Raw genomic sequence first — 15,240 nt, 5'->3', positions numbered from 1 at the left:
TTGATAGTGTGTCACAATCCAGTTCATCTTATTGGATCTTGTAATCAATTGATTTAAAATTGATAGCCTTAGCTCTGTTCCGTACCTACTTCCCGGAGCTAAGGAGCTATCAATGATAAACTTGCTTCTTGTTAATCAGGGCAAGTCTGTGTTGAGATGCAGTGCCAGGCCATGGATGCATCACCTTCTTTAAGAGTATAAATCTTCATGCATTTGTTGGTAGTATCGTATACCATCATACCTTCTACCGGAGCTGTAATGACAGGAGTTACTCCGTCAGCAGCAACAGGTTGATTGGATGCATTAAACTTAACCCTGTTCGGAACAAAACCTTTTGTTTTTGCTTCCAGAGCCAACCAGCCACCTTTTCTTACCATAGGCCAATTGTCTGTACTTTCAGCTCCGGCTCTTCCAAGAGAAGTGATTCCCACTTTTGTAGATAAGGCAGGATTGCCTGCAGTAGCAGTAGCTCCAGGTTTATAGCAATAGGTTTGTCCTTCAGCAAATGTAATGTACCTTAAAGCACTATCTGGGTTGAAATCATTAATGAATACCCATCTTCCGCCTGTAAATATTCCAGTAATTGTTTTTACGTTCGTTGTAAAAGCTTCATCATCTGCTACAATCATCTGGATGTTGTTTCCTGCGGAGAAAGTAGTTCCGTAGGCAGAGAGGTCGGCTTCGAAATATAAGGCGTCCGGAGTATTTGAACGTTGAGAAAGCCATATTCTCTGGATTCTCTTCATTGTATTTCCGGCAATCGTGGTGGTGACAAGCGGTGTTGCTGTAATATTGTTGTCTCCAAGGAGGAAGTATGTTTTATCATTTGCAAATCCTGTTCGCGCTGCAAGTTGATTGGCAGAAGCAAAGTCATTGATTGTGGCAACGGTGAGAATTGTTCCTGTATTGACACTTTTCGATACCTTTTGTTCCAACATTTCAACATCATCACGAGATATTCCAAAGATATTATTATTGAATGTGGCGTTAGCTGCTCCGTTCCATACTGTATTTCCATCTGTATCCAGATAATGATCAGTATTAACCTGTCCCAGCGTAATACCATACTTGATGGCAAGATAGGAATCTACTCTTCTACGTTCAGCCGGTGTAAGATTACCGGAACCGTAGATAATGGTTTCACCTAAATTACCTATGAACCCGCGGTTATCACTGCCATTACCTCCAAATTGGGAATCACCGAATAAATGTCCTCCATTCAGATTCCTTACACCAGTTCCCGCATGGGTGGTTGTTGCAAAATTAGCACTTCCGTTAAGAGCCTTAGTCGTTGTAAGCGCTGTAAACGTATGGTACATGATACTTGGGATTGTTGTGGAAAATGCTCCTGCCGGACTTCCATAATAATCAGTATTTCCGCCTGTATTAGAAAGTCGTTCTATTCTGTTATCCATTACTATACCCAGGCCATCCCATCTGCGGATATCTCCGGTAAGTAATGCATTATCCACCAGAGACCTGAAGATACTAGGGTGAGAACCTCCGCTGGTCATACCTTCTTTAGTTAATGTAAATACATCATAAGAATCTTCGGAAAATGTTCGGACATTGATATTACCAAGAGTTTGTGTTCCTGCTGTAAAGTTAGCTCCCGGGTTGAAGTTGAAATAATTGGCACCGCCCACCTTGAATTTTGGTAGGGCATTGGTTCCCAACTGTGCTGAAATGGTCCCTGAGAACTGGTCTGTCCATGCCGTAATATCTGTTCCATCTCCTGTGTTAATGGCATCTTTATCAGCTCGGTACCAATAAGAAAGATTATTCACAACTCCACCCGGAGCAAGTCCAAAACCTGCAAAAGTGAAAAACTGCCCATTGCTTAACGTTACATTGGCTGTTTCATAGATCACTCCATTGATGGTAATTTCCGTTGTCATTGGGGTAAAACTATCCGTTGTATCAAACGTTTCGTCTGAAGATTGTACCAGATATAAGTTTTTGATTCCCTTTGGCCAGGCAACGGTTACCTGTCCTACATTTCCTGTGTTCTGTGTCTTCCAAACCGATTCGAAGCGGAAATTAGTTTCTCCATTGGCACCGCCGGTATATACCAGTGGCGCTTTCAGCCCTTGCTTCAGATTGTTATCTCCGACCATCAGGAATTGCTGATTGTTTGGTAAATCAGTAGTGTTGGCAGCATTACTGTCTGCAAATCCTGTTGTTGAGATAACGAGCTTTTGCCCAGTATTAACACTTCCTGATTGTTTCTGGTTCAATACGGTAACCTCATCTTTTGCAATACCGAAAATATTGTTGTTATAACCGGTATTGATGGTTTTGTCCCATACTACATTATTATTGGTAGAAAGGTAATCCTCATTCAGGGTTACTCCATTCTTTACCGCAAGATAAGAGTTCACTCTGGACTGTTCATTGGCGGTTAAGGTACGTTTGTACCAGATCACTTCCATGATGTCACCTGGGAAAGCACCGGCAGCATCCCATCCGGCATGGCCCACTCTCAGGTTACGACCGTAAAGTTGGAATCTATTGCTATTGTTGAAGGTAGTTGTTTCATAAATACCATTCAACCCTAATCTTTTTTCTCCTCCTGAAAAAGTGGATGTTCCTCCATTCGCAACGGAATTATCAGCTATTGTTGAGAATACATTGGATACACCGATATTGAAGGTTGAAGAAAAATCAGTTGAAGTGGTAACATTATAATATTCATAATGTCTTGGCTTCCCATTGGCAATTGATGTTGCAGGTTCTGAAGCATAGGCTGCATCATCATCAATCCCAGTAATGCGTCCGGTTCCTGAAGTGGTAGGTCTTACCGCAGAGAAGATGGAATGGGAGGTATTAGGTAGCTCTCCATTGGTTGGATTCAACAGTGATGCATTATTATAGAATAATTTCGAAGCACTGTATCCTGTAGTATATGGATGGAAGCTGTGTGCTCTGTCTGCAGGAGAGAGCGTTACTCCTCCTACATTGGGGATATTGTCTGCATTGGCAGACTGATCCTTCCATGCTGTGGCAATAGCCCCCGCATCATCTGATTTTACCCAGAAATCAGGACCCATAACTCCTCCCGGAGCCTGTGCAAAACCTGCAAATGTGAAGAATTGTCCGTTTGGTAAAGTTACATTTGCTGTGTTGTACACTACACCATTTACAGTCACTTCTGTAGCCATCGGCGTAAAAGTATCTGTATCATCAAAAACAGCATCTGTAGATTGTACCAGATACATATTTTTTATGCTTTTCGGCCATGCCACCGTTACAGTGCTTACACTTCCTGAGTTTTGTACTTTCCAGATCGATTCAAAACGGTAGTTAGTTGTCCCGTTAGAACCAGCAGTGTAACTCAATGGCGTTGTAAGGCTTTGATTTAAACCATTATCTCCTGTCATCAGGAATTGTAAATCGCTGGCTAAACCTGTTGCGTTTGCACTGTTGCTATCAGTAAATCCGGTAGTGGAAATTACAAGTTTCTGTCCGATGTTTGTACTTCCGGACTGTTTCTGATGCAATGCTGTAATATTATCTCTTGCAATACCGAAGATATTATTATTATAACCTGCATTATTAGTTCTGTCCCATACTACACTGCTGGTTGTAGAAAGGTAATTTTCGTTTAATGTAGTACCATTCTTTACAGCAAGGTAAGAGTTTACCCTTGATTGCTCGTTAGGTGTAAGTGCTCTTTTGTACCACAGGACTTCCATGATGTCACCAGGAAAAGCGCCTGGAGAATCCCAGCCAGCATGACCTATTCTTAAGTGTTTTCCAAGAACATTAAAGGTATTTGTTGTAGTGTCCAAATTAAAAGCTTCGTAGATTCCGTCTAACCCAAGTCTTCTTTCTCCTCTTCCCGAATTAAGTGCCTGATCTTGAATTGCAGAGAATACTGAGCTTTTATTTGTCGTAAATGGATTAGCAGCACTCATCGTGTTACTATTTGCCTGAGCTCCGCCATTTCCAAAGTACTTGTATATATGCGGTATACCTGAATTGATAGAAATACCTGGCTCAGATGCATTCGCATCGTCGTCAATTCCTGTAATACGCCCCGTCCCATTCGTGGATGTTGGTCTTACTGCCGAGAAAACAGATACCGAACTTCTCATTGATGGGTCCAAATAATTATTAGTTGTATTTAATACACTATTGGTATTATAAAAGAATTTTGAAGCAGAATATCCCGTCGTATAAGGATGGAAGTTGTGTGCCCTGTCTGCAGGAGACAGCGTTATTCCTCCTACATTGGGGATATTGTCTGCATTGGCAGACTGGTCTTTCCATGCTGTGGCAATAGTTCCCGCATCATCCGATTTTACCCAGAAATCTGCTCCTGAAACTCCTCCGGCAACTGCATTTATAACATTTACCGTCAAGTCGCTCGTGCTGGTACAGGTACCTGTAGTCACTGTCCATCTGAAGGTATAGGTACCCGGAGAATTAAATCCTGTAACATTGGTATTGTATGCCGATGGTGTTACAATAACCGGATCGGTAGCCCCAACAGGTTTTGTTAACAGTGTCCACGCTCCTGTAGCAGCAACTCCCGGATTATTCGCATTAAAAGAGGTTTGTGCTGCTCCTATCAAAGTCTGAGCAGATCCTGCATTAGCACCTACCTGTGCGGATACGAATATTGAAAATGTTCCTTCTAAAGAAGTTCCTGAACAGGCATATTCTTTATCAAGGAATCTTGAATCCACTCCTCCTGCACTAGGAACGGCCTTTATCTTAAATACATATTCTCCCTGCTTATCCAGGTTACTTATCGTGGTAGAGGTATTGGTAAATGTTCTGAGATTACCGGCTTCATAAACAGGATTGGCAGCTCCTGCTGGTTTGGAAACCAGGGTGAAATCATATCTTCCGGAAAACCCCTGAAGATAGCTGCTGTTGACTGCTCCCTGATATACAGCGGGTAAAGGAACCGTTGCCGTCACAACACCTGATCCTGAATAGCATATTGTAGTATTGGGTACAGACACATTCGGACGGTTCCCATCTGAAATATGGATATAATAAGACTGAGAGGTCTTGCATAGGCCATCACCTGTAGATAGTCCAACAACATAAGTCCCAGCTCTCCATCCTCCGGAAGGAGGTGTTACAATGACATTTCTATTCATTGTGCCTGCTCCGTTCAAAACCAGGGTAGGATTCCCTCCAGGAGGTGTAATTCCTGAATTACTGACTGTAGTGGTTATGGATGCTTGATTTGAAGGATCAATCTTAAAATAAAATGTGATAGGAGTTGTTTTCCCCGCCATATTGCAATATACTGCACCTCCACTGCCACCTGAGGAGTAGACCATCATCTGCTCAGGATATGAGGAATCAATAAAACTGACTAACTTTGGATCTGTTCCATTGTAGTTGTAGGTTATCTGAGGGGTTGTATACGTTCCGTTTGCATTTGTTATGGTCATGGTGAATACATAGCTTCCTGTAACACTTACACCATTGAAGTAGACCGAATTATTCCTTATTTGATAAAATGAAATATTTCCTCCTGCCGGCTGACTGATGACGTTCAGGGTAACTGTTGTCCCAAATGCGGGGTTTCCTGATGAATTCGTCGTATTGCTTGCAAACATTGGTGAGGTTCCACTCAAACTGATATACCGGTTGGTTTCTGTTGATGAATAGCATCTGTTGTGGGTTGCCGGAAGACTGATTTGTGGATTGGGAATAAACCTCACGATGGCGTCATCTTCATACCAGCAGTTCGGATTGTTGACAGATGTTATCCTTAATACCGCACGATAAGCCGGATCAATGTCATGATTAGCTTTCTTTATAAGGGTCAGGGTAGGACTTGCCGTTGTCGCATTAGACATGGTGGCATTCGTGGTGGTGTTCTGACCATAATATTCATTATTATAGATGTTGTAATACGTCCACGAAGCCGTATATCCTGCCGGTATTACTGCATTTAAGGTTGCAGTGCCGGTACTTGCAGAAACATTCGTGATGTCAGGTCCTGCAGTGAAGGTAGACACAGCTCCCGGTGCCGTAATGGTTACCTGTGAAGCTGCCGTTCCTGTAGTACAGTTTTGTGCAATCTGGAATACATAATTTCCAGGGGAGGTCATTCCTGTGACATTGGTATTGTAACCTGAAGGAGTTACGATAACGGGGTCTGGTGCACCGGAAGGTTTGGATACGAGGGTCCATAATGGATTTCCAAGTGTGCTTCCCCCGGGACTTCCCGATAGATTGGCAGATGTGCCACAAATGACGGTATTGGCTCCTGCATTGATGTTGCAGCTTTGTGCCAAAATCATCATATTACCCATAATGAGGAATATGAAGAAAAAGACGATTTGTTTTTTCATGATTTAATAGTTTTAGCCGGATTTCCGACAGATGTGTTTTGTAATGTGATATTTTATAAATAGGACTATGGCTTTTACGACTGAAGCATTACGGGAAATCGGCAATTCTTATCGATTTCCAATATAGTCTTTGAAGACTTGCTATTAATACCTGCTTGATTACAAGCAGCCCTATTTATAAAAATTGGATTAATAAAAGTGTATTTTTTCCATATTTTAATTATTTAAGGTTTCCAGAAAGTCCAGACTTTGCCATTGTATACAGCAAGTTGTCGTTTAACAGTGTCATAAGCCATCATTCCGGGAGCAGGGTCGATAATGTTGAGGTGTGGACTCGCCACTTTGGGTAATATCATCGCCTTGTTGGTATCGGATAAAACCAACATTCCGGGTGTACTGTCTGTGGCAGCTGCTGATCCGATGACTGATTTTGCGGTCGTAGATTCCGTTTTGTTAGTCTGGATCAAAATGTTAGCTGTTCCGGTGTTGTCGACACTTAAATCAGTCCACATACCGGAGTCCTTCAGGTATTTTACTTTGTAGTCGGTGGTATCATAAATGATGGTACCGTTGTCTGTAATTCCTGTTTTCGTTTCTACATAGGGAAGTATCAATCCCCGATTTTCTGTATCTGCAAATTCCAGAGACACCGAAGTATTGGTTACTGTCGGTTTTCCTATGGCAATCTGAGACTTTACAGTACCCGTTACAGCAAGTAGAATTGCTATGGGCAGAAGTTGTTTTTTCATGATTTTTAAGGTTTGTATAAATGGAATGTTTTCTTTCATGGTATTGGTTTCCTTCCAAAAGATGTATCAGGATGGTGGTTGTTTATTGTTAAAGTACTTGCTGCTCTGTAGGTATCAATGATTATTGTTCTGCCATTTATTACGATTTGAAGTCTTACCCATGAAGTTCTATATGGTAGTTTTTTTCTTCTTTTCCGATTTCAATCTGTGGTTGACAATACAAAGTATGATGCAGGCTATTGCATTACGTTTTTTTTTTGATTACGTTTTTATTGATAGTAAGAAATGGCCTTACCTGTTCGCATCGGATGAGCCGGCAAATAATAGATGAATCATGTGGAAATTTTCGTTGAATAAAAGGCTATCTCGTGATTTGTTACATGATAGCCATATATAGGAGTGGAGGAGGCCGGTTAAAGTTTTTTAGAAACCTTACATTTGAAAGGCCATGGTTTCTATAGATTGTTTTCAGAAAACGATCTAAGAGATAGATTTGGAGAATCATGCTGTTTTCAGACCCCAATAAATGGAACTTCATGATGTGTTGACTAGGCCTTATGATTTGCTTTTCATTGTCAGAACCAGCTATTAAAGATTTCTCTGATTGGGTATCTCTGCTGAAACTTAATATGGTTTTATTGCTGCTTTTAACAGGTTGAGAAAGGTTTTCCTCTTTATTTTGCTTTTTTTTGCCGGATATGGATACACTTTTTCTTTTGTACTTCTTCTTTACCTTCTCTTTTGCCGGTTGATCAATATATACTTGTTCCTTACCTGAAACTACAGTACCCTCTGATATAAATAGAATATCGGATGAGGAAGGAGCATCTGATGAATAATCTTCACTATCCTTATGAACAGCCTGTACGATCTGAAAGTTGAGTATTAACAAGATGAATAAGAAAAATCTTCCCCCTCCAATTGAATGCAGAGAGAAGAGCTGGTTCATCATGTTATTTTCAGAATCGGTTGTCATTTTGATGCAATATTATGGCTACCACAATGTCTGCACAAGCTTAATACGGGAATAATTCAGAAAGTTTCATGTGCTGTTTAATCTGTTTTACAATTTTTCTATATTGATAATCAGCTTGTTGTGTTTTATTGTCTTATTTATATAGAGTTAAAAAAAATCCCAACTAGGTATTTGAATTTTTTGGATATATATTTCATTAAATTTGCTAAAATGATAATTATTATCAATGTAATTAACAATATGAAAGAATTAATTTCATGGAATTAATGAAGGGGATCTATTTATTTTTTATAGGCATTCTCACAAAAAATGTAAAACAGATAGGTGCTGAATCCATGAGATACCATTATTGAGAAACTGAAATACATCTAAGAGAATTCATAGATTTAAAACAAAGGAGATCCCGTTGCTGACGGTCAGGATCATGAAAAATACGAACTCATTATAAAATATAATATTATGTCTGAAAAATTATCTTTGCGAATATCCTGCCTTGTCTGGAAAGGCAGTAACCAGTTTTTTCAAAGATTATACACTATTTTTATCTCTTTGTTGTTTTTTCTTTTTTTCTCCATGGCAAATGCGGAAACAATTTTATGTCCTGAAAATAAAAATATAGATCAGTTAATAGATCAGGCAATTTCTCTTAACAGCACCGGAAAAAGTAAAGAAGCCCTCAGATTGCTTCAAAAGGCTAATGATATCGCCAAGTCAGTAGGATGTGAAAAAGGAGAACTAAATGCAACAAAGAATATAATGTTGATCTATTCCGAAGCTTATGACTATAAAAAGGCTTTGGAAATATCAAACAGAGCAAAAAAATTGGCAGTTAGCCAGAAAGACTATAAAACATTATCTACTTTATGCAATAAAAGAGCAATATTATATGAAAATCTTGGGATATATGATGAGAGCCTAAAAGAATATGAAGCAGCTCTGAAATATGCAAAACTGATTGCTGAAACAGACCAGAGGTATTATCAGACTTCTTTGGTTTATTATAATTTGGCTCCGTATTATCAGGGACAGTCAGATAAAAAGGTTTTGTATTATCTGGAAAAAAGCAGGGAAGAGGTTTTCAAAATAAGTGATAATAGTAAAGATGTTCCTTTAGAGAAAAAGGTTGATATGTTGATATCAGTAAATATGAACCTGGGGATTCACTTCAGGGATTCTAAAAATAAAGGAAGGAATGTAAAGCTTTCTGAATTCTATTTTATGGAAGCTTTAAAACAGTTTGATGTAGTTAAAGGCGAAATAAATCCGGATACAAAAATAGATTTATATCAGGCTCTTCAGGAGTTTTACCAGATGAAAAAAGACTACAGGAAAGCAATAGGATATGGAGAAAATATGCTGGCTTTGGAGAAGTCCAACAGTATGCCCTATAACCGGAGAGTAGGATATATGGTATTGGCAAAATCTTATCTGGGAATTGGTGATCATTCACGCTCACAAAAATATCTCGATCTTTTTTCAAAATTGAATGACAGTATTAATTCCGCAGAAAAACAAGCCGTGGAAGCTCCTGTCAAAAAAATGATTTCAGAAACTAAAATCAATGGCGAGAAAAAGATACAGAGAATTGCTGTTATTTCTTCTTCTGTTCTTATCCTTATTACCGGAGGAATGATGATACACCGTAGAAGAAGCCATAAGATCATTCATAAAAAATATGAAGATCTGATTGCTAAAATACACCATGAAACCGGGATCAGTACAATAGAATCAACCTCAGAAAAGAATAACAAAAGCAATGGAATAAAATCCTCGATCACGATTACAGATGAAACGATAAAGGTATTACTTCTTAAGCTTGAAAAATTTGAGGCTTCAAAGAAATATCTCCGGAAGGATTTGAGTCTTACCTGGATGGCCAATAACCTTTCTACCAATCCAAAATATCTTTCAGAAGTGATAAAAATCTATAAGAACCATAACTTCACAAGTTATATTAACGAGCTTCGCATCAACTATATCATTAAGAAGCTTTATGAAAATCCAATCTACAGGGAATATAAAATAACCTATTTGGCGGAGGAATGCGGCTATATTACACCAAAGGTCTTTGTCAATGCTTTTAAACAGCAAACAGGTTTTACCCCTTCTTACTTTGTGGAGCAGTTGAAGGCTTCTGCATAATATTTAGCCTGTTTACAATTTAGCTTTTACGATATATCGCCCATTCCGGAACGGTAATAAAACTCTTACGACAAAGGATTCGATTGCAAAGAAGAGCTGACTGATAAAAACGGTAGAAAGAAAAGTCACTTGGGTCCATCAGCCAAAAAAAAATTGACTCCTTGCAAAGACTTTTCATTTTGACTTAAAAAACAGTCGTTTTGGCTACATCCGTTTTTGGACAGTGTTGCACCTTTGTATAAACAAAAATGAAAGTATATGAATATCGTTTTAACAGGCTCATTGGGCAATATCAGCAAGCCACTTGCAACAGCATTGATTGCAGAAGGCCATTCGGTAACCGTTATTAGCAGCAAAGCCGACAAACAAAAGGAAATTGAATCCATTGGTGCCAAAGCGACAATCGGGTCACTGGAAGACATCAATTTTCTAACAGCAGCCTTTGCAGGGGCAGATGCTGTGTATTGTATGATCCCTTTCAATTTTATGGAAGAAGACCAAGCAGCCTATTTTAAAAGAATTGAAACCAACTATGTACAAGCAATCAGGCAAAATGGAATTGAAAAAGTTGTATTTCTAACCGGTTGGGCGGCTGATACGAGTGATTCTCTGCTGCTTAATCAGCTATCAGACAGAACGGTCACCGAGCTACGTCCCGGCTTTTTTTACACCAATTTTTACAATGATATCCAAACCATAAAAGAACATGGTGCGCTGATGTCCGGCTATGGTGGAGATGATAAAATTGCATTTGTTTCACCCAATGATATTGCCGGGGTGGCTTTTGAAGAACTGACTGCACCTTTTCAGGGAAAAAAAGTCCGTTATGTGGCGAGCGAAGAGTTGAGCTGTGATGAAGCCGCAAAAATTTTAGGCGAAGCTATTGGCAAACCTGATCTGAAATGGATAGCACTACCGGAAGAGCAGCTGTTAAACGGCTTAATTCAATCTGGATTTCCACAACAGCTTGCCCATGATTTCGTAAGAATGCAGGCCGAGACACACAGCGGAAAAACATTTGAGAATTATTTAAAAAACAGACCCGAACTGGGAAAAACGAAATTGAAAGCTTTTGCTGAGGAATTTGCAAAAGCATACAATGAACAATAACTACCTTTGTATATGGAAGATACAAAACCAGTCAGAATAAAATCAATCAGCGAATTTCATCGGTTACGGGGTTTATCCAAACCTGAACATCCGCTGATCAGTATAGTAACAAAAGATGATTTTATCGGATTACCCGGTCAAAGCACTATGAATGCTGTGTTTGATTTTTATTTTATTGCGTTGAAAAGGATGGCCGGTGTAAAGTATAGATATGGGCAGCTGCATTACGATTTTGAAGACGACGGTGTATTGTTCTTCATGTCACCGGATCAGATTCTCAATATTGAAATCAGTGAGAAAGAAGATGGTCCAGAATCTTCAGGCTGGATTTTGCTCATTCATCCTGATTTTATTTGGAATACGCCACTTGCAAAGAGCATAAAACAGTATGATTTTTTTGATTATTCAGTAAACGAAGCGTTGCTGTTATCAGAGAAGGAAGAAATAACACTCAATGGGATCATAGAAAATATCAGGCAAGAGTACGGTGCCAATATTGACAAGTTTAGCAAACGGATTATCATTTCCCACGTTGAAGCACTGCTCAATTATTCTGAACGTTTTTACAACCGTCAGTTCATTACAAGAGAAAAGGCCAATCATCAGCTATTAGAACGTCTTGAAAAATTGTTGACAGGCTACTTTAAGAACGAGGATATGATTTCAGAAGGTTTGCCGACAGTTCAATACGTTGCCGAAAAATTGAACGTTTCGCCAGGTTATTTAGGCAGCTTACTCAGAACACTTACCGGACAAAATACACAGCAACACATCCACAACAAGCTAATGGAAAGGGCCAAAGAAAGAATATCTACCACTGACCTCTCCATGAGCGAGATAGCCTATGAATTGGGGTTTGAACATGTACAATCATTCAGTAAATTTTTCAAGGCCAAGGCAAACGTTTCTCCTTTAAAATTCAGACAATCGTTTAACTGAAAAGTAAAATCAGTGTTTCTGCAAACAGAAATAGTAAAGATGCTTGCCGAAAAGGTAAATTTCTCTTGTAAAGGCCGGCTTTTAAAAGAGGTTGTCTATTTTTAGATAACCTCTCACTGTTAACGGCAACAGTCAAATATTCAAGTAGATCAATGATACTTTCCAATGTATTTGTTTATGGCATGCTCTCTTACAATCTTTTCAGGTCTTATTCTCAAATTCAAAAAACAGGCTCTTTCTTGAAGGCTACAAATCAAGCATTATTTTACGATTATTATCCTATAAAAATATTGATGTTTTTTCGGAATTAATTACATTGATCATGTTGTTAATTGATTGAAATATAGTTAAATAGATGTGGTGGTCTAAAAAGGATATAGAAATATATAGTATACAAATGTTATGGGTGAACATTGTAATACATTCCGAAATTATCTCATACCTATTTTGATAATCTTAAATGAAACATATAATATTGTGATGGCAGATAGAAATCTATTTTGGTACAAATAAAGATTAGTGATTGTATTTTGTAGTTTGTATATATTAAATTTTCAGGGATCATAAATACAGTAATACACAATTGGCCAACTATACAGGTGATATCAATTTAATGAATGTAGTGAGCCGTGTGAAGTAAAAAAACTATATAGAGCTCGAAACACAATATAATACTAACCCACGGGCTACAATCTAGAAAAACCATAAAGAGTGGTACATATGCCGGGTAAGTAGACTTTATAATTTTACAAAATAATTTAATGTTAAGATTTATTTCATTTTATATAAATGAGAAAAAGAAACTAACAAAGGACGAGATAGAATATGAGAAAAGCCTTTATTTTGACATTTATACCATTGTTCTTGTATTCATCCTAGGCTGTAATGTTGTACTTAATTTATTTTTTCTTGACAGTCTTTTGTATGCAGCTATATTCTTTGTGATGGGCATTTGTATGCTGAGTACATTATTGTGGCCGGATAAAATAAGATTTAACAGGTATTTACTCATGCTACTGTTCTTTTTTTTAGGATTCGTAATTTTTTATTGTGATATAGTAAGTGGAAAAGGTTCTATGAACTATTTGTCATATATCTCGCTTACAATAGCTATAGCATTTTTTTTTGATTATGACAAAGATAAGTTTATTATCTTTTTGCTTGTCGGCAGCTATATTGTATTCTTTCTGATTAATATTATTACAGATTATTCTCTGTTTTCCTCTCTTCATGAGAATTTACCACTAATTAAGCAATGGTACATAAGAGTATATAAAGCATTGGAGATATCCTTTTGCACTTTTGTCGGTATGTATCTTATCCACAGAAAAGAGAAAATGATTATAAAATATTATATCGAAAAAGAGAGGTTGAATGATTTTATAAAAGAAACTGATAGAATAAATTTCTCAGGCGAGTTGTATGAGCTAGCTATGACTAAAAATTCTCTTTTTATAACTTATTTTAAATCAGAATTTCCGGATTATTTTAAAACAATTTTAGAGGTTTGTCCCAATCTTATTTCGTCAGAGCTGGAGATTTGTGCACTGTTAAAATTAAACTTAAGTACCAAAGAAATAGCCATTGCAACCAATTCAACGATAAGAGCTGTGGAAAATAAGAAATACAGGATACGTAAAAAATTTAATTTACCATCTGAAGCTGACCTGAATTTATATATGATAAATTCTTTCTAGCTTTTTAAGTTTTGTAGTATTTAGGCTCCACAGCGAAGAGTGAGTAAGAATAAGTACCCCAACAAGTAGATGTGAAAGGCGAATTTTTACCATTCTTCAAGACATGTTTTTTAATATTGCAGCCTTAATTGAACTTCGCAGATTTGGACAGTATAAGACGAATTTCTAAGAATAAAATAACACAAATGTCTTCATAATAAATGTTATGCTGGGGAAGCAGTTCCCCAGCTACTCCAGCGGGAGAATAGTTTTTATGGGCAACAGTTTAATAAAAATATTAATCATTTAATATATTTGAAATGAAAAAAAATAGTTTATTTATGATTTTCCTCGGTACTTTAGTTTTTGGGCAAGTGGGTGTGAATACATCAAACCCTCTGGGAACTTTTCATGTAGATGGTTCAAAAGATAATCCTGCATTGGGTATTCCTTCAGGTGCCCAGCAGCTCAATGACTTTGTTGTCACCTCTAATGGAAATATAGGTATAGGGACCACAAATCCGGATACTTATGCTAAATTGGATGTAGTCGCTAATGATAAAGGTATCCTTGTACCAAGAGTCAATCTGCAAAATCTTACCTTTGATCTGAATGCTGATGGAGACAATAATGTTTCTAATCAGCCTGCTGGACTTCTAGTGTATAATAATGGCGCAAGCTTGCCAGCTGGATATTACTTTTGGAACGGTTCCGAATGGAGGCTGTTCTCGCATGTAGGCGGTGGTGGAAGCCTTACCGGATATTCACAAGTTAATTTTGAACATTATGCAACAACAGGTACTGGAGTAGGGGCAAATGGAGGAGCGGCTACAATATTACCGGGTGCTGTAAATATTGCCAGAGTTAAAAGATTACATCCCTCCGTATTTAGAATAGATTTTACTATACCTTTTAAAGATAATAATTATATAGTGTCGGGGGCAATATGGGAACCCAGAGCATGGAATTTGGATAATGCGCAGCCTTTTTTATATGCGCCAAATCTTGTAAGTCAAAGTGGTGCTGTATTGGCAACTGCTATTGCTAATGATACGGATACAAATCCTACTGCACCTACCAATCCTTCATATAATCTAGATCCAAGGCAATCTGTTCAGAGAGAAGGCTTTGATGTTTGGGTTGTAAAATATCGTACTCATTTTTATATTGTGGAAGGTGTCGGTTCATTTCCACTTGCTGGAGGGGCGCTAAGTATAACTAGATAACAGTTCTGAAAATACGGTATTATATATTTGCTAAAATATAAGTTGGCAGAATAAAGGCTGGTAAAACGTTCCAGCCTTTATCTTTGTATATAAAGGTAG

General features: G+C 38.0%; 8 protein-coding genes. 5 read left to right on the top strand and 3 right to left on the bottom strand.

Going from position 1 to position 15,240, the window contains the following annotated elements:
- Window positions 1-131 precede the first annotated feature (131 nt).
- The 3 genes from MP477_RS04615 to MP477_RS04605 all read right to left on the bottom strand — a co-directional run bounded on the left by MP477_RS04615 (window position 132) and on the right by MP477_RS04605 (window position 8,048).
- Window positions 132-6,323 (bottom strand): hypothetical protein, encoded by a 6,192-nt coding sequence (locus MP477_RS04615; RefSeq protein ID WP_257189346.1) that lies wholly within the window; start codon window positions 6,321-6,323, stop codon window positions 132-134.
- A 224-nt stretch (window positions 6,324-6,547) separates the two neighbouring features.
- The gene (locus MP477_RS04610; RefSeq protein ID WP_257189345.1) at window positions 6,548-7,072 is read right to left on the bottom strand and encodes a hypothetical protein; all 525 of its coding nucleotides are present in this window, start codon (window positions 7,070-7,072) and stop codon (window positions 6,548-6,550) included.
- A 376-nt stretch (window positions 7,073-7,448) separates the two neighbouring features.
- On the bottom strand, window positions 7,449-8,048 hold the full coding sequence (locus MP477_RS04605; RefSeq protein WP_257189344.1) for a hypothetical protein: 600 nt from the start codon (window positions 8,046-8,048) through the stop codon (window positions 7,449-7,451).
- A gap of 459 nt (window positions 8,049-8,507) precedes the next feature.
- Between MP477_RS04605 and MP477_RS04600 the strand changes: the two genes are divergently transcribed.
- The 5 genes from MP477_RS04600 to MP477_RS04580 all read left to right on the top strand — a co-directional run bounded on the left by MP477_RS04600 (window position 8,508) and on the right by MP477_RS04580 (window position 15,141).
- Window positions 8,508-10,190: an AraC family transcriptional regulator gene (locus MP477_RS04600; RefSeq protein ID WP_257189343.1), complete on the top strand. Its 1,683-nt coding sequence runs from the start codon at window positions 8,508-8,510 to the stop codon at window positions 10,188-10,190.
- Between the two features lie 258 nt (window positions 10,191-10,448).
- Window positions 10,449-11,300, top strand: a complete 852-nt coding sequence (locus MP477_RS04595; protein ID WP_257189342.1) for an NAD(P)H-binding protein — start codon at window positions 10,449-10,451, stop codon at window positions 11,298-11,300.
- Between the two features lie 12 nt (window positions 11,301-11,312).
- Window positions 11,313-12,239: an AraC family transcriptional regulator gene (locus tag MP477_RS04590; RefSeq protein WP_257189341.1), complete on the top strand. Its 927-nt coding sequence runs from the start codon at window positions 11,313-11,315 to the stop codon at window positions 12,237-12,239.
- A 761-nt stretch (window positions 12,240-13,000) separates the two neighbouring features.
- On the top strand, window positions 13,001-13,936 hold the full coding sequence (locus MP477_RS04585) for a hypothetical protein (protein ID WP_257189340.1): 936 nt from the start codon (window positions 13,001-13,003) through the stop codon (window positions 13,934-13,936).
- 299 nt (window positions 13,937-14,235) lie between these two features.
- On the top strand, window positions 14,236-15,141 hold the full coding sequence (locus MP477_RS04580) for a hypothetical protein (protein WP_257189339.1): 906 nt from the start codon (window positions 14,236-14,238) through the stop codon (window positions 15,139-15,141).
- The last annotated feature ends 99 nt before the right edge of the window (window positions 15,142-15,240 follow it).

Source organism: Chryseobacterium sp. WG23, assembly GCF_024586575.1.
Classification (GTDB): Bacteria; Bacteroidota; Bacteroidia; order Flavobacteriales; family Weeksellaceae; genus Chryseobacterium.
This window is presented reverse-complemented; position numbering and strand designations above follow the sequence as displayed.

What these genes read in the sequence shown, in the direction of transcription:
- MP477_RS04615 (WP_257189346.1), bottom strand. Translation starts at nt 6,323, where the DNA reads ATGAAAAAACAAATCGTCTTTTTCTTCATATTCCTCATTATGGGTAAT.
- MP477_RS04610 (WP_257189345.1), bottom strand. Translation starts at nt 7,072, where the DNA reads ATGAAAAAACAACTTCTGCCCATAGCAATTCTACTTGCTGTAACGGGT.
- MP477_RS04605 (WP_257189344.1), bottom strand. Translation starts at nt 8,048, where the DNA reads ATGACAACCGATTCTGAAAATAACATGATGAACCAGCTCTTCTCTCTG.
- MP477_RS04600 (WP_257189343.1), top strand. Translation starts at nt 8,508, where the DNA reads ATGTCTGAAAAATTATCTTTGCGAATATCCTGCCTTGTCTGGAAAGGC.
- MP477_RS04595 (WP_257189342.1), top strand. Translation starts at nt 10,449, where the DNA reads ATGAATATCGTTTTAACAGGCTCATTGGGCAATATCAGCAAGCCACTT.
- MP477_RS04590 (WP_257189341.1), top strand. Translation starts at nt 11,313, where the DNA reads ATGGAAGATACAAAACCAGTCAGAATAAAATCAATCAGCGAATTTCAT.
- MP477_RS04585 (WP_257189340.1), top strand. Translation starts at nt 13,001, where the DNA reads ATGTTAAGATTTATTTCATTTTATATAAATGAGAAAAAGAAACTAACA.
- MP477_RS04580 (WP_257189339.1), top strand. Translation starts at nt 14,236, where the DNA reads ATGAAAAAAAATAGTTTATTTATGATTTTCCTCGGTACTTTAGTTTTT.